The 14,635-nt window shown below is 65.3% G+C and carries 15 protein-coding genes; all 15 read left to right on the forward strand.

Annotation, left to right across the window (positions count from 1 at the left end):
- Window positions 1-65 precede the first annotated feature (65 nt).
- The 15 genes from tsf (at window position 66) to NU688_RS05960 (ending at window position 14,540) form a co-directional block, all read left to right on the forward strand.
- The gene (gene tsf, locus NU688_RS05890; protein ID WP_257859583.1) at window positions 66-1,001 is read left to right on the forward strand and encodes a translation elongation factor Ts; all 936 of its coding nucleotides are present in this window, start codon (window positions 66-68) and stop codon (window positions 999-1,001) included.
- A 96-nt stretch (window positions 1,002-1,097) separates the two neighbouring features.
- The gene (pyrH, locus tag NU688_RS05895) at window positions 1,098-1,820 is read left to right on the forward strand and encodes a UMP kinase (RefSeq protein ID WP_013541738.1); all 723 of its coding nucleotides are present in this window, start codon (window positions 1,098-1,100) and stop codon (window positions 1,818-1,820) included.
- A gap of 11 nt (window positions 1,821-1,831) precedes the next feature.
- The gene (gene frr / locus NU688_RS05900) at window positions 1,832-2,392 is read left to right on the forward strand and encodes a ribosome recycling factor (RefSeq protein WP_257859585.1); all 561 of its coding nucleotides are present in this window, start codon (window positions 1,832-1,834) and stop codon (window positions 2,390-2,392) included.
- Window positions 2,393-2,400: 8 nt separating this feature from the next.
- Window positions 2,401-3,120 (forward strand): polyprenyl diphosphate synthase, encoded by a 720-nt coding sequence (gene uppS, locus NU688_RS05905; protein WP_257859586.1) that lies wholly within the window; start codon window positions 2,401-2,403, stop codon window positions 3,118-3,120.
- Window positions 3,121-3,141: 21 nt separating this feature from the next.
- The gene (locus NU688_RS05910; RefSeq protein WP_257859587.1) at window positions 3,142-3,987 is read left to right on the forward strand and encodes a phosphatidate cytidylyltransferase; all 846 of its coding nucleotides are present in this window, start codon (window positions 3,142-3,144) and stop codon (window positions 3,985-3,987) included.
- Complete coding sequence (gene ispC, locus NU688_RS05915; RefSeq protein ID WP_257859588.1) at window positions 3,984-5,171, forward strand: 1-deoxy-D-xylulose-5-phosphate reductoisomerase; 1,188 nt, start codon at window positions 3,984-3,986, stop codon at window positions 5,169-5,171. The genes NU688_RS05910 and ispC overlap by 4 nt, the downstream gene beginning before the upstream one ends.
- A 24-nt stretch (window positions 5,172-5,195) precedes the next feature.
- Complete coding sequence (gene rseP, locus NU688_RS05920; RefSeq protein ID WP_257859589.1) at window positions 5,196-6,566, forward strand: RIP metalloprotease RseP; 1,371 nt, start codon at window positions 5,196-5,198, stop codon at window positions 6,564-6,566.
- A 38-nt stretch (window positions 6,567-6,604) separates the two neighbouring features.
- Window positions 6,605-9,073, forward strand: a complete 2,469-nt coding sequence (bamA, locus tag NU688_RS05925; protein ID WP_257859590.1) for an outer membrane protein assembly factor BamA — start codon at window positions 6,605-6,607, stop codon at window positions 9,071-9,073.
- Window positions 9,074-9,619, forward strand: a complete 546-nt coding sequence (locus NU688_RS05930) for an OmpH family outer membrane protein (protein WP_257859591.1) — start codon at window positions 9,074-9,076, stop codon at window positions 9,617-9,619. It begins immediately after the preceding gene.
- A 14-nt stretch (window positions 9,620-9,633) separates the two neighbouring features.
- Window positions 9,634-10,611, forward strand: coding sequence for a UDP-3-O-(3-hydroxymyristoyl)glucosamine N-acyltransferase (gene lpxD / locus NU688_RS05935; protein ID WP_257859592.1), 978 nt, complete (start codon window positions 9,634-9,636; stop codon window positions 10,609-10,611).
- A 23-nt stretch (window positions 10,612-10,634) separates the two neighbouring features.
- Window positions 10,635-11,084 (forward strand): 3-hydroxyacyl-ACP dehydratase FabZ, encoded by a 450-nt coding sequence (fabZ, locus tag NU688_RS05940; RefSeq protein WP_013541729.1) that lies wholly within the window; start codon window positions 10,635-10,637, stop codon window positions 11,082-11,084.
- Between the two features lie 24 nt (window positions 11,085-11,108).
- Window positions 11,109-11,897 carry an acyl-ACP--UDP-N-acetylglucosamine O-acyltransferase gene (lpxA, locus tag NU688_RS05945; RefSeq protein WP_257859593.1) on the forward strand — a complete coding sequence of 263 codons (789 nt, stop codon included), beginning with the start codon at window positions 11,109-11,111 and terminating at the stop codon, window positions 11,895-11,897.
- A 10-nt stretch (window positions 11,898-11,907) separates the two neighbouring features.
- Window positions 11,908-13,056, forward strand: a complete 1,149-nt coding sequence (lpxB, locus tag NU688_RS05950) for a lipid-A-disaccharide synthase (RefSeq protein ID WP_257859594.1) — start codon at window positions 11,908-11,910, stop codon at window positions 13,054-13,056.
- Window positions 13,028-13,747: a ribonuclease HII gene (rnhB, locus tag NU688_RS05955; RefSeq protein WP_257859595.1), complete on the forward strand. Its 720-nt coding sequence runs from the start codon at window positions 13,028-13,030 to the stop codon at window positions 13,745-13,747. Before lpxB ends, rnhB begins: the two co-directional genes overlap by 29 nt.
- 7 nt (window positions 13,748-13,754) lie before the next feature.
- A complete protein-coding gene (locus NU688_RS05960) occupies window positions 13,755-14,540 on the forward strand; it encodes an RNA methyltransferase (protein ID WP_257859596.1) in 786 nt (261 codons plus the stop codon).
- The last annotated feature ends 95 nt before the right edge of the window (window positions 14,541-14,635 follow it).

The raw sequence follows: 14,635 nt of genomic DNA on the forward strand, positions 1-14,635 counted from the left end.
CCTGAAGAAGGGGCTTTGGTGCCCCTTTTTTTTAACCTGATTTTTGGATTTACGGAGATACACAAATGGCTGCAATCACCGCAAGCATGGTCGGCGAACTGCGCGCAAAGACCGACGCGCCGATGATGGAATGCAAGAAGGCCCTGACCGAGGCCGAAGGCAACATGGAAAAGGCCGAAGAGCTGCTGCGCATCAAGCTCGGCAACAAGGCTGGCAAGGCATCGGGTCGTATCACGGCTGAAGGCGTGGTCACGGCTTTCGTCGACGGCGAAGGTTCGTCGGTTCGGGGCGGCATGATCGAAATCAACTGCGAAACCGACTTCGTCACCAAGAACGACAGCTTCCTGGCCCTGGCCAACGCTGCCGCGATGCTGGTCGCCAAGAACAACCCCGCCGACATCGCTGCCCTGGGCGCGCTGCCCTACGAGCAGGACGGCTTCGGCCCCACGCTCGAAGACGTGCGCAAGGGCCTGATCGGCAAGATCGGCGAGAACATGAGCTTCCGCCGCTTCAAGCACTTCGCGGGCAACGGCAAGCTGGCTTCGTACCTGCACGGCACGCGCATCGGCGTGATGGTCGAGTTCGAGGGCGACGACACGTCGGCCAAGGACGTCGCGATGCACATCGCCGCCATGAAGCCGGTCGCCATCCAGGCATCGGACGTGCCTGCCGACCTGATCGAAAAAGAGCGCGCCGTTGCCGCTGGCAAGGCCGAAGAAGACCGCAAGACGGCAGAAGCCGAAGGCAAGAAGCCGCAGCCTGCCGACATCGTTGCCAAGCGCATCGAAGGCGGCGTGCAGAAGTACCTGAAGGAAGTCTCGCTGCACAACCAGCCGTTCGTGAAGAACGACAAGCAGACCGTCGAGCAGATGCTCAAGGCCGCCAACACGTCGATCAAGGGCTTCACCCTGTACGTGGTCGGCGAAGGCATCGAAAAGAAGGTCGACGACTTCGCAGCCGAAGTGGCCGCGCAAGTTGCAGCAGCCAAGGCCGCTGCTTAAGCCATAAGGCTTCCAACGACGGCGCGTGCTCGCGTGCCGTCGTTTTTTCATCGCTACGTTTTACACTCGTCACCGCCAACTCAAAGGAAATTGCCCATGTCTGATGCCCGCCCAGCCCACAAGCGAATCTTGTTGAAGCTGTCGGGAGAGGCACTGATGGGCGATGACGCCTTCGGCATCAATCGCGCGACCATCGTGCGCATGGTGCAGGACGTGGCCGAAGTCGTGAACATGGGCGTGCAGGTCGCGGTCGTGATCGGCGGCGGCAACATCTTCCGCGGCGTCGCGGGCGGTTCGGTCGGCATGGACCGCGCCACCGCCGACTACATGGGCATGCTGGCCACCGTCATGAACTCGCTGGCGCTGGCCGACGCGATGGACAAGCAGGGTCTCGTGGCCCGTGTGATGTCCGCCATCGCGATCGAGCAGGTCGTCGAGCCCTATGTGCGTCCCAAGGCCCTGCAGTACCTCGAAGAGGGCAAGGTCGTCGTGTTCGCGGCCGGCACCGGCAACCCGTTCTTCACCACCGACACGGCCGCCGCGCTGCGCGGTGCCGAGATCGGCGCCGAGCTGGTGCTCAAGGCCACCAAGGTGGACGGCGTCTATTCCGCCGACCCCAAGCTCGACCCCCACGCAACGCGCTACGTCTCGCTCAGTTTCGACGAGGCGATCGCAAAGAATCTCGGCATCATGGACGCCACGGCCTTCGCGCTGTGCCGCGACCAGAAGTTGCCGATCAAGGTGTTCTCGATCCTCAAGAGCGGCGCGCTCAAGCGCGTCGTGATGGGCGAGGACGAGGGCACGCTGGTGCATGCCTAGGAGTATTTGAGATGACCATTGCAGACATTCGCAATGCGACCGACGCGAAGATGAATCAGTCGCTCGCCGCATTCCAGAACAACCTCACCAAGATCCGCACGGGCCGCGCCAATTCGGCACTGCTCGACTCGATTCATGTCGAGTACTACGGCTCGCAAGTGCCGCTGAGCCAGGTGGCCAACGTGTCGGTGCTCGACTCGCGCACCATCAGCGTCCAGCCCTGGGAAAAGGGCATGGGCGCCAAGATCGAGAAGGCCATCCGCGAAAGCGACCTGGGCCTGAACCCTGCGTCGATGGGCGACCTGATCCGCGTGCCGCTGCCCGCCATGAGCGAAGAGCGCCGCAAGGAAATGACCAAGCTGGTCCGCAACGAAGGCGAAACCGCCAAGGTCGCCACGCGCAACCTGCGCCGCGATGCGAACGAGTCGGTCAAGAAGCTCGTGAAGGACAAGCTGGCGTCCGAGGACGACCAGAAGCGCGCCGAAGCCGACATCCAGAAGGTCACCGACCGCCATATCGCGGAAATCGACCGTTTGGTCGCCGCGAAAGAAGCGGAGATCATGGCCGTTTGAGGCCCGTCATGGCCTCTTCGTCGCCGAGCATTCCCCACCACGTTGCCATCGTCATGGACGGCAACGGTCGTTGGGCGACGCGGCGGTTCCTGCCCCGCGTGGCGGGGCACAAGCAGGGCGTCGAGTCGCTGCGGCGTTGCGTCAAGGCCTGCGCCGATCGCGGCGTGGGGGTTCTCACCGTGTTCGCGTTCTCCTCGGAGAACTGGAACCGTCCCCCTGAAGAAGTCTCCGGCTTGATGTCGCTGATGGTGGGCGCGCTGGCGCGCGAGGTGCCGCGTCTGAGCCGCGACGGCGTTCGGCTCCATTTTGTCGGCGAACGCGGTGGTCTGTCCGCCAAGCTGGTGGCCGGGCTGGTCAGTGCCGAACAGGCGACCGCGCCCAACACGCGGCTCGTGCTCAACATCTGCTTCAACTACGGTGGGCGCTGGGACATCGCCCAGGCCGCGGCCAAGCTCGCCGAGCAGGGCCTGCCGATGACCGAGATGAACATGGACCGCGCGATGGCGCTGGCCCATGTGCCCGACCCCGACCTGTTCATCCGCACCGGCGGCGAGCAGCGGTTGTCGAATTTCCTCCTCTGGCAAAGTGCCTACGCCGAGCTGTTCTTCAGCGACAAGCTCTGGCCCGAATTCGACGAGGCCGCGCTGGACGAAGCCATCGCCGCGTTCCAGAGCCGCGAGCGCCGCTTCGGCCAAACCTCGGCACAGGTCTCGACGGCTGCGGCCTGAGAAGGCCTCACAACCTCCCGCATGCTCAAACAACGCATCCTCACGGCGATCGTGCTGCTCGCGATCCTGCTGCCGGCGCTGTTCTACCGAAACTACATTCCATTCGCCTGCGTGATGCTTGTACTGATCGGCGCGGCCGCGTGGGAGTGGGGGCGTCTGAACGGCTACGGGCAGAAGGTGTCGCTGTTCCTGGGCGCCGAGACGGTGGTGCTTTGCGGGCTTTCGTGGTGGCTGGGCCTGCTCGAACAACCCCTGGTCCTGATGTGGACCCTGGCCAGCGCGGCCTGGGTGCTCGGCGGCGCGGCGCTGTTGCGCGTGGCGGTGCCGGGCTGGCCCCGCATTCCGCGCGGGCTTCGGCTGGTGGGCGGCCTGCTGGCGCTTTGGGTCGCCTGGCTCGCTGCGGTACAGGCCCGCATGGTCGGTATCAACTTCCTGCTGTCGATCCTGGTGCTGGTCTGGGTGGCGGACGTGTTCGCGTATTTCGCGGGTCGCACCTTCGGCCTGAAGTTCACCCGCGGCAAGCTGGCGCCGGCGATCAGCCCGGGCAAAAGCTGGGAGGGCGTGTGGGGCGGAATGATCGGCGTCATCGTGCTGGCCTTCGCCTGGGTCTTCGCCGACAAGGCGCTCGGTGCCACGGTGCCCAGCCTCTACACCCGCTTGAACGAACGCGGCTGGTGGCTGCTGCTGATCGGCGCGGTGTTTCTTGCCGCGATGAGCGTCGTGGGCGACCTGGTCGAATCGCTGATCAAGCGCAGCGCCGGTGCCAAGGACAGCAGCCGCCTGCTCCCCGGCCACGGCGGCGTGCTCGACCGCGTGGATGCCCTCTTGCCGGCACTTCCCATTGCCATGATGCTGGCTTTCCTGTGAACACTCCCAAACAACGCATCACGGTGCTGGGCTCGACGGGGTCGGTGGGCGTCAGCACGCTGGACGTCATTGCGCGGCACCCCGAACGCTTCGAGGTCTTCGCGCTCTCCGCGGCCACCAAGGTCGACGAAATGCTGGCGCAGTGCGCGCAGTTCTCGCCCCGGTTCGCCGTCATGGCGAGCGCGCCGCACGCCGCATTGCTCGCCGAAAAGCTCAAGCAAAACGGCCTGGATACGCGTGTGCTGATGGGCGTGGATGCTATTGAAAAGATAGCTTCGCACGAAGAGGTCGATGCCGTCATGGCCGCCATCGTCGGTGCTGCCGGACTCGGCCCGTGCCTGGCCGCAGCGCGGGCCGGCAAGCGCCTGCTGCTGGCCAACAAGGAGGCCCTGGTGGTCGGCGGCGAGTTGTTCATGCACACGGTGCGTGAGGGCGGCGCCACGCTGCTGCCGATCGACAGCGAGCACTCGGCTATCTTCCAGTCGCTGCCCGAAGACCCGTCCACCTGGGCGCGGCGCATCGACAAGATCATCCTGACCGCCTCGGGCGGCCCGTTCCTCACCCGGGCGCCTGGCTCGCTGGGCGCCGTGACGCCCGAGCAGGCCTGCGCGCATCCGAACTGGGTCATGGGCCGCAAGATCTCGGTCGATTCGGCCACGATGATGAACAAGGCGCTCGAGGTGATCGAGGCGCGGCACTTGTTCGGCGTCTTGCCCGAGCAGATCGAAGTCGTCATCCATCCGCAGAGCGTGGTGCACTCGATGGTGCAGTTCACCGACGCCTCGGTCATCGCCCAGCTCGGCACGCCCGACATGCGGGTGCCGATCGCGGTTGGTCTGGCCTGGCCCGAGCGTATCGAGAGCGGGGCGGCGCGGCTCGACTTCCGTCAAATGGCGTCGCTCACGTTCGATGCGCCCGACGCGGCACTCTTTCCCGGCCTGGGCCTTGCATGGCATGCACTGCGCGCTGCGCCCGGCACGACGGCGGTGCTCAACGCGGCCAACGAGGTTGCCGTCGAGGCCTTTCTGGACCGGCGCCTGCGTTTCGATCGCATTCATGCGGTCAACATGGAAACTTTGGAAGCCGTTGCCCCCTCCAAGCCGGCATCGCTGGCGGACCTGCTGGCGCTCGATGCCTGCGCCCGAGCGGCCGCCAATGCCGCTGCGCTGCGTTTCGCAGCCTGACTTCCCCCATTCGTTGAGGATCCGATGCTCACTGTCATAGCCTTTGTGGTTGCACTCGGTGTCCTGATTGCGGTGCATGAATATGGCCACTACCGCGTGGCTGTCGCCTGCGGCGTCAAGGTGGAGCGCTTCTCGGTCGGATTCGGCAAGGCACTGTTCCGCTGGCAGCCCAGGCGGCAGCATCCGGGACAGCAGACCGAATTCGTCATTGCTGCCTTCCCGCTGGGCGGCTACGTCAAGATGCTCGACGAGCGCGAGGGACCCGTGGCGCCCGAGGAGCGGCATCGGGCCTTCAACACCCAGCCCCTGCGTTCGCGCGCAGCCATCGTGGCGGCCGGGCCCGTCGCCAACCTGTTGCTGGCGATCGTGCTTTACACGGCCGTCAACTGGATCGGCGTGGAAGAGCCGGTTGCGAAGCTGGCGCGACCCGTGGCGGCCTCGCTGGCTGAGGCTGCGGGCCTGCGCGGCGGGGAGCACATCACGCGTGCAGGCTTCGACGGCGATCTGACGCCGATCCAGTCCTTCGAGGATCTGCGCTGGCGCATGACGCAGGGCGCGCTCGACGCCCGGGACCTCACGCTCGAAGTGGCCGGCGAAGATGGCAAGCCCGCGCGCCAGCTGGTGCTGCCGCTGAGCCGGATGGAGGCCAAGGACGCCGATCCGCAGATGTTCCGCAAGATCGGCGTGCTCGCGCCTCTGACCCGTCCCGAGATCGGTGAGGTCATGGCCGGTGGCGCCGGCGAGCAGTCGGGCCTGAAAAAGGGCGATCTGGTGCGCGCCGTCGGCGATACGCCCATCTACGACGGGCAGCAGTTGCGCGAGGTGATCCGCGCCTCGGTCGACGGCGACCAGCCGCGCACCCAGGCCTGGCAGGTCCAGCGCGACGGCCAGTCGCTCACGCTCGAAGTGAAGCCTGAGGTGCGCGAGGAGGGCGCCGTCAAGGTCGGCCGTGTTGGCGCGTACGTTGGCGCGCCGCCGGACATGGTGACGGTGCGCCAGGGCCCGGTCGACGGCGTCTGGCGTGGCGTGGTGCGCACATGGGAGATGTCCGCGCTGACCGTGCGCATGATGGTCAAGATGGTGACCGGGCAGGCGTCGCTGAAGAACCTGAGCGGTCCGCTGACCATTGCCGACTATGCAGGCAAGTCTGCGAGCCTCGGCCTGACCCAGTACCTGATCTTCCTCGCGGTCATCAGCGTGAGCCTGGGCGTGCTCAATCTCATGCCGCTGCCGGTCCTCGATGGAGGACACCTGATGTATTATCTTTGGGAGGGCCTGACCGGCAAAAGCGTTTCTGACGCCTGGATGGAACGGCTTCAGCGCGGCGGTGTCGCCTTGCTGCTGGTCATGATGTCGGTCGCACTTTTCAACGACGTCACGCGGCTCTTTGGTTAACTTTCTGTCGGCCCTTTCCGTGCCGGCCCAATTCACAGATGAACAAAAACTCCAATCGCTTTCGCCTGCGTAGCGTTGTCGCGGTGGTCGCCAGTGCGCTTGCAGCCACGGCAGCCTGGGCCGTCGAGCCTTTCACCGTGCGCGACATCCGCGTCGAAGGCCTGCAACGCGTCGAGGCCGGCACGATCTTCGCGTCGTTGCCGTTGCGCGTGGGCGATACATACAGTGACGAACGCGGTTCGGCCGCCATTCGCGCGCTGTTCGACCTGGGGTTGTTCAAGGACGTGCGCATCGACGTCAATGGCAATGTGTTGGTGGTGATCGTCGAAGAGCGCCCGACCATCGCCGACGTCGACTTCGTCGGCACCAAGGAATTCGACAAGGCGGCGCTGCAGAAGGCACTGCGCGAAATCGGCCTGACCGACGGCCGTCCCTACGACAAGGCGCTGGCCGACCGCGCCGAGCAGGAGCTCAAGCGCCAGTACGTGAGCCGCAGCCTCTACAACGCACAGGTCGTGACCACCGTCACGCCCATCGAACGCAATCGCGTCAACCTGACGTTCACCGTCACCGAAGGCGATTCCGCACGCATCCGCGAAGTCCACATTGTCGGCAGCAAGGCCTACAGCGAATCGACGCTGCTGAGCCTGTTCGACCAGGACAGCGGCGGCTTCATGAGCTGGTACACCAAGTCGAACCAGTACTCGCGCGCCAAGCTCAACGCTGACCTCGAGACGCTTCGTTCCTACTACATCACGCGCGGCTACCTCGAGTTCCGCATCGATTCGACCCAGGTCGCCATCTCGCCCGACCGCAAGGACCTGACGGTCACGGTCAACATCACCGAAGGCGAGAAGTTCGTGGTGGCCGGCGTCAAGCTCAATGGCAACTACCTGGGCCGCGACGACGAATTCAAGTCGCTGATCACCATCAAGCCCGGCGAGCCCTACAACGGCGAACTGGTCACGGAAACCACCAAGGCTTTCAGCGACTATTTCGGCACCTTCGGTTACGCCTTCGCCCGTGTGCAGGCCGTTCCCGAGATCGACCGCGTCAACAACCGTGTCACGCTGACGCTGCAGGCCGAGCCTTCGCGCCGCGTGTACGTGCGCCGTGTGTCCGTCGGTGGCAACAACAAGACCCGCGACGAAGTGATCCGCCGCGAGTTCCGCCAGTACGAAGCCTCCTGGTACGACGGCGACAAGATCAAGGTCTCGCGCGACCGTGTGGACCGCCTGGGCTTCTTCACCGAAGTGAACGTCGAGACCCAGGAAGTGCCTGGTTCGCCCGATCAGGTGGACCTGACCGTCAACGTGGCCGAAAAACCCACCGGCAGCCTGCAGCTGGGCGCCGGCTACTCGAGCGCCGAGAAGGTCGCGCTGACTTTCGGCATTTCGCAGGAAAACGTGTTCGGTTCCGGCAATTTCCTGGGCGTGCAAGTCAACACCAGCAAGTACAACCGCACGCTGTCGCTGACCACCACCGACCCCTACTTCACGAAGGACGGCATCTCGCGCACGATCAGCGTCTATCACACGACGACGCGTCCGTACTCGCAGACCACCGACGGTGACTACAAGCTGGTCAACCAGGGGGCGTCCATCCGTTTCGGCGTGCCGTTCAGCGAGCTCGACACCGTGTTCTTCGGCATCGGGCTCGAACGGTATGCGTTCGACCCGAACTCATCGACGGCGCTCTCGGGGCTCTATACGCCCAAGTCCTATCTGAGATATTTCCAGTGCCAGACGAATACTGAAGGGCCGTGGCCGGCGGGATGGATCGTGACTGGATGCGATCAGAAGAGCGTTTGGGGTGTGCCACTCACCATCGGCTGGGGTCGCGACAGCCGCGACAGCGCGCTGGTTCCGACCACCGGGGTCATGCAGCGTGCCAACCTTGAGCTTGGCGCCGGCGGCGACATGCAATACATCAAGACGAGCTACCAGTACCAGCAGTTCTTCGCGATCAACAAGCAGTACACCTTCGCCATCAACGGAGATGTGGGCTACGCGAAGGCCCTGGGCAGCAAGGTCTATCCGATCTTCAAGAACTTCTATGCGGGTGGCTTGGGCTCGGTCCGCGGCTTTGAACAGAATTCGCTCGGTCCGCGCGATGTGCCGCTGCTCGGCCAGACCGATGGCGCTCCACTGGGCGGCACCAAGAAGGCGGTCTTCAACGCCGAACTCAGCACACCGTTCCCGGGCGCCGGCAACGACCGCACCTTGCGTCTTTATGGCTTCTTCGACGTGGGCAATGTGTTCGGTTCACGCGCAGCCGGCCTGACCGACGAGCAATGGAAGGCGCAGAAGAAGCTGCGTGCTTCTGTCGGCCTCGGCATCAGCTGGATTTCGCCGCTGGGTCCGCTGCGCTTGGCCTACGCCTTCCCCATCAAGTCGCAGAAGGAAGTGACGGGACCGGGAATTGACCCGCTAACGGGGGCGCCTCCCGTCTTGATCCCCAAGGATAGAATTCAGCGCTTGCAATTCCAGATCGGAACGTCTTTCTAAATGAAGCATTTGATTCGCGCCGCGGCTGGTGCGTTGTTGATTCCCGCTTTTGCGATCGTCGCTGCGCCTGCGCAGGCGCAGGAAACCTTTCGCATCGGATTCGTCAATCCGGACCGCGTGCTGCGTGAAGCGCAGCCGGCCAAGGCGGCCCAGGCGAAGCTCGAAGCCGAGTTTCTCAAGCGCGAAAAGGATCTCACCGCACAGGGCGACGCATTGAAGACGGCGTCGGAGAGGTTCGAGCGCGAAGCGCCGACCATCTCCGAAAGCCAGCGCGCCACGCGCCAGAAGGCGCTGATCGACCAGGACCGCGACTTCCAGCGCCGTCGCCGCGAGTTCCAGGAAGACCTGAATGCGCGCAAGAACGAGGAGCTCCAGCAGGTCTACGAGCGCGCCAACCGCGTCGTGAAGCAGGTCGCAGAAGCTGAAAAGTACGACGCCATCTTGCAGGAAGCGATCTACATCAACCCGAAGCACGACATCACCGACAAGGTGATCAAGGCGCTGAACGCGTCGGTCGGCTCCACAGCGCCCGCGGCCGGCAAATAACGCCGCGAACCGGCGTGTCGCTGCAGCTCGGAGCCATCGTTGACGCCCTGGGGGGCGAGCTTCATGGAGATGCCACGCTGTCCATCGAGCGGCTCTCGCCACTCCAGAATGCACAGCCCGATGCGCTCAGCTTCCTGAGCCATCCCAAATACCAGCAGGAACTGGCAGCGTCGAAAGCCGCGTGCGTGATCGTGTCGCCTGCCATGCATGAGGCGGCTGCTGCGCGCGGGGCGTTCATCGTCACGCCCGACCCCTACCTCTACTTTGCGCGCCTGACACAGCTCTGGAAGTCGCACCACGCGCGTCCGGAGGCCGACCTCATCCACCCGTCCGCCGTGATCCATCCGGAAGCCCATGTCGATGCCACGGCGCGCGTCGGTGCGCTCTGCGTGGTGGAGCGGGGCGCACGCATCGGCGCGGGCACGGTGCTCAAGTCGCGCGTGACGGTCAGCGAAGACTGCACGATCGGCGAGCGCTGCCTGCTGCACCCGGGCGTGGTGATCGGGGCCGATGGCTTCGGCCTCGCGCTGTACCAGGGAGCCTGGGTCAAGATCGAACAACTGGGTGCGGTACGCATCGGCAACGACGTGGAGATCGGTGCCAACACCTGCATCGACCGCGGCGCACTCGACGACACGGTCATCGAGGACGGCGTGAAGCTCGACAACCTGATCCAGATCGGCCACAACGTGCGCGTCGGCAAGAACACCGCCATGGCGGGCTGCGTCGGCGTGGCCGGCAGTGCGACTATCGGCGCCAACTGCACCTTCGGCGGCGGTGCCATCGTGCTGGGCCATTTGACGGTGGCCGATGGCGTGCACGTGTCCGCAGCGACCGTGGTGACACGCTCCATTCACAAGGCCGGCCAGTACACCGGCATGTTTCCCATCGATGACAATGCGAGCTGGGAAAAAAATGCGGCAACGCTCAAGCAGTTGCACAGCCTGCGCGAACGACTGAAGGCGCTGGAGAAAGCCCTCCCGAAAAAATGACGACGATGCAGGAACAGAAAATCATGACGACGACGCTCGATATCCATCAAATCCTCAAGCTGCTTCCCCACCGCTACCCGTTCCTGCTGGTGGACCGCGTGCTGGACATGGAAAAGGGCAAGCGCATCACGGCGCTCAAGAACGTGACGATGAACGAGCCGTTCTTCAACGGCCATTTCCCGCACCGTCCGGTGATGCCGGGCGTGCTGATGCTCGAAGCCATGGCACAGGCCGCAGCCCTGCTGTCGTTCCACTCGCTGGACATCGTGCCGGACGACAACACCGTCTACTACTTCGCCGCCATCGACGGCGCGCGCTTCAAGCGCCCCGTGGAGCCCGGCGACCAGCTCACGCTCGAGGTCGAGATCGAACGCATGAAGGCCGGCATCTCGAAGTTCAAGGGCCGCGCGCTGGTGGGCAGCGAGCTGGCCTGCGAAGCCACGCTGATGTGCGCGATGCGCCAGATCAGCTGACCCGGCCTCTGTCACTTGCAAGGCATGACCCAGGTTCATTCGACAGCGCTCGTCGATCCCCAGGCGCAACTCGACGCCTCGGTTTCGGTCGGGCCCTATACCGTCATAGGCCCGCATGTGCGGGTCGGGGCGGGTACGACCATCGGCGCACATTGCGTGATCGAAGGACGCACCACCATCGGGCGCGACAACCGGATCTTCCAGTTCTCCTCGCTCGGCGCGATCCCGCAGGACAAGAAATACGCCGGTGAGCCGACCGAGCTCGTCATCGGCGACCGCAACGTCATTCGCGAGTTCTGCACCTTCAACCTCGGCGTGCCGGGGGCAGGGGGCGTGACGCGCGTGGGCAACGACAACTGGATCATGGCGTACACGCACATCGCGCACGACTGCCATGTCGACAACCACACCACGCTGTCCAACAACACGACGCTGGCAGGCCATGTGCACCTGGCGGACTGGGTCACGATCGGCGGGCTTACCGGCATCCACCAGTTCGTCTCGATCGGCGCACATGCCATGGTCGGCTTTGGGAGCGCGATCACGCAGGACGTGCCGCCTTTCATGCTGGTCGACGGCAATCCGCTGGCGGTTCGCGGCTTCAATGTCGTGGGCCTGCGCCGGCGCGATTTCTCGGTGCAGCGGCTGGCGGCGGTCAAGCAGATGCACAAGCTGCTGTATCGCCAGGGCAAGACGCTCGAAGAGGCGCGTGCAGCCATCGCCGCGCTGACTGCCGAGATGCCCGAGGCGGCGGGGGACGTCGCCTTGATGGAATCCTTCCTCGCCAGCTCCACGCGCGGTATCGCGCGTTGACGTGACGCCGATGCAGACAGCCGAACAGCGACGCTTCGCGCTGGTCGCGGGCGAAGCGTCCGGCGACCTGCTGGCGGGGCTGTTGCTCGATGGCCTGCAAGCTCGTTGGCCTGACCTCCAGACCGCCGGTATCGGTGGACCCCGCATGCTCGCGCACGGCTTCCAGAGCTGGTGGCCGCAGGAAAAGCTCGCGGTGCGCGGCTACATCGAAGTGCTGCGGCACTACGCCGAGATTGCAGGCATCCGCCGCCAGCTGAAGGCCCGGCTGCTGCAGGAGCGGCCCGAGCTCTTCATCGGCGTGGATGCGCCCGATTTCAACCTTGATCTTGAAGCGGGCCTGCGCAGCCAAGGCATCAAGACCGTGCACTTCGTCTGCCCCTCGATCTGGGCGTGGCGGCCGAAGCGCATCGAGAAGATCCGGGCTGCGGCCGACCATGTGCTGTGCATCTTCCCGTTCGAGCCCGAACTGCTCGAAAAGCAGGGTGTGGCCGCGAGCTACGTGGGGCATCCGATTGCCAATGTGATCCCGATGACGCCCGACCGCGCCGCGGCGCGCGCCGCGCTGGGCCTGGCGCCCGATGCGCAGGTCGTCGCTTTGCTGCCGGGCAGCCGTCGCTCCGAGATCCGCTATCTGGCGGCCCGATTCTTCGCCGCCGCCGCGCTGATGCAGAAGGCGCGGCCCGAACTCCAGTTCGTGGCGCCCATCATCCCCAGCCTGCGTGCCGAGGTCGACGCCTTGCTCCAGGCGAGCGGCATGGCGGGCCGGGTGAAGCTGCTCGACGGCCAGTCGCACGCCGCGCTGGCCGCCTGCGACGCCACGCTGATCGCCAGCGGCACCGCCACGCTCGAGGCGGCGCTCTTCAAGCGGCCGATGGTCATCGCCTACAACATGAACGGGCTCTCGTGGCGCCTGATGCAGCGCAAGCAGTTGCAGCCGTGGGTCGGATTGCCCAATATCCTTTGCCGCGAATTCGTGGTGCCCGAGTTGCTGCAGGAAGCCGCCACGCCCGAGGCGCTGGCCCAGGCCACGCTGGCCTGGCTCGACGCGCCCGAAAAGACGCGGGACCTGCAACAAAGATTTTCCGAGCTGCACGTGCAATTGCAGCGCGATACGCCGACACTTTGCGCCGATGCGATCCAGAAAGTTCTTGAAGGCTGAGCAGGCTCGTCTGGTGTGGGACGCACCGGGGCTGCTTGCAGGCGTCGACGAGGCCGGCCGCGGCCCGCTGGCGGGGCCCGTGGTGGCCGCAGCGGTGATCCTCGACGACACCCGGCCGATCCGTGGCCTCGCCGACTCCAAGACCCTCACGCCACTGCAGCGCGAACGCCTGCACGACCAGATCCTGGCCAAGGCCCTGTGCTGTTCCATCGCCCAGGCGAGCGTCGAGGAAATCGACACCCACAACATCCTTCAGGCCACGATGATCGCCATGCGCCGGGCGGTCGAGGGCCTGCGGCTGAAGCCCGCCAAGGTGCTGGTCGACGGCAACCGCCTGCCGACGCTGGACGTGCTGGCCGAAGCCGTGGTCAAGGGCGATTCGCTGGTCAAGGCGATCTCCGCCGCGTCGATCCTGGCGAAGGTTCATCGCGATCGGCTGTGCGAGCAACTGCATACCGAATTCCCGCACTACGGCTTTGCGGGCCACAAGGGTTACGGCACGCCGGAGCACCTCGAGGCGCTGCAGCGCCACGGCGCCTGCGTCCACCATCGCAGGTCGTTCAGCCCGGTTGCTGCTGCGCTGGCGCGGACAGCGGCGGGCGCCACGCTGGTCGTCGAGACCGTGTCGGTCACGCCCGCGGTCTTTGCGACGGTCGAGACCGTTCGCCTCGACCTGCGCGCCGCGCCCTGATCCGCCAATGACCACCGACGCCGGCGCGAGCCACATCAGCTCGCGCGACAACCCCCTGCTCAAGGACCTGCGCAAGCTCGCCCAGGACCCGGGCGCCTATCGCAAACTGGGACGCATCTGGCTCGAAGGCGATCACCTGTGTCGGGCGGCGCTGGCACGCGGCGTCAAACCGGCGATTGCAGTGTTTTCGGAGTCTTTCTGGCCGACTGCCCCAGCCGAATGGGGTGCGAGTGCTATCAAAACCGTAGTTGTTGCCGACGACCTGCTGCGCGGCGTCAGCGGGCTGGAATCGCCAGCGCCGATGGGCTTCGTGCTCGACCAGCCGGCGCGGCCGGAGTTGATCCCGGACGCCCCGAGCGTGGTGCTCGACCGCCTGCAGGACGCCGGCAATGCCGGCTCCATCCTGCGCAGCGCGGCCGCTTTCGGCTTCACCCAGGTGATCGCGCTCAAAGGCACGGCTGCGTTGTGGGCGCCGAAGGTGCTGCGCGCCGGCATGGGCGCTCATTTCGGCCTGCGGCTGATCGAAGGCGTTGAAGCCGATGCGCTCGATGCGTTGAAGATTCCGCTGGTGGCGACCAGTTCGCACCACGGCGAGTGGCTACACAACGCCCGCTTGCCACACCCTTGCGCCTGGCTCATGGGCCACGAGGGGCAGGGCGTTTCCCCCGCGCTGGAAGCCCGGGCGACCCATCACATCCGCATCGCCCAGCCCGGTGGCGAGGAATCGCTGAATGTGGCGGCCGCTGCGGCCATCTGCCTGCATGCGAGCGGAGCAGCCCTCCAGGCCAGATAAGGCCCCAGTCCGGGCTACAATCGGGGGCTTACTCGCAATAGCGTCGCCCGGCCGCCTTTAACGCCAAAATCCCCTTGAAGCAAGTCCGCAGGCAA

The organism is Variovorax sp. ZS18.2.2, assembly GCF_024701975.1.
Taxonomy (GTDB): domain Bacteria; phylum Pseudomonadota; class Gammaproteobacteria; order Burkholderiales; family Burkholderiaceae_C; genus Variovorax.

Coding starts and splice junctions, on each gene's coding strand:
- tsf (WP_257859583.1), top strand. CDS start 66: ATGGCTGCAATCACCGCAAGCATGGTCGGCGAACTGCGCGCAAAGACC.
- pyrH (WP_013541738.1), top strand. CDS start 1,098: ATGTCTGATGCCCGCCCAGCCCACAAGCGAATCTTGTTGAAGCTGTCG.
- frr (WP_257859585.1), top strand. CDS start 1,832: ATGACCATTGCAGACATTCGCAATGCGACCGACGCGAAGATGAATCAG.
- uppS (WP_257859586.1), top strand. CDS start 2,401: ATGGCCTCTTCGTCGCCGAGCATTCCCCACCACGTTGCCATCGTCATG.
- NU688_RS05910 (WP_257859587.1), top strand. CDS start 3,142: ATGCTCAAACAACGCATCCTCACGGCGATCGTGCTGCTCGCGATCCTG.
- rseP (WP_257859589.1), top strand. CDS start 5,196: ATGCTCACTGTCATAGCCTTTGTGGTTGCACTCGGTGTCCTGATTGCG.
- bamA (WP_257859590.1), top strand. CDS start 6,605: ATGAACAAAAACTCCAATCGCTTTCGCCTGCGTAGCGTTGTCGCGGTG.
- NU688_RS05930 (WP_257859591.1), top strand. CDS start 9,074: ATGAAGCATTTGATTCGCGCCGCGGCTGGTGCGTTGTTGATTCCCGCT.
- fabZ (WP_013541729.1), top strand. CDS start 10,635: ATGACGACGACGCTCGATATCCATCAAATCCTCAAGCTGCTTCCCCAC.
- lpxA (WP_257859593.1), top strand. CDS start 11,109: ATGACCCAGGTTCATTCGACAGCGCTCGTCGATCCCCAGGCGCAACTC.
- lpxB (WP_257859594.1), top strand. CDS start 11,908: ATGCAGACAGCCGAACAGCGACGCTTCGCGCTGGTCGCGGGCGAAGCG.
- rnhB (WP_257859595.1), top strand. CDS start 13,028: ATGCGATCCAGAAAGTTCTTGAAGGCTGAGCAGGCTCGTCTGGTGTGG.
- NU688_RS05960 (WP_257859596.1), top strand. CDS start 13,755: ATGACCACCGACGCCGGCGCGAGCCACATCAGCTCGCGCGACAACCCC.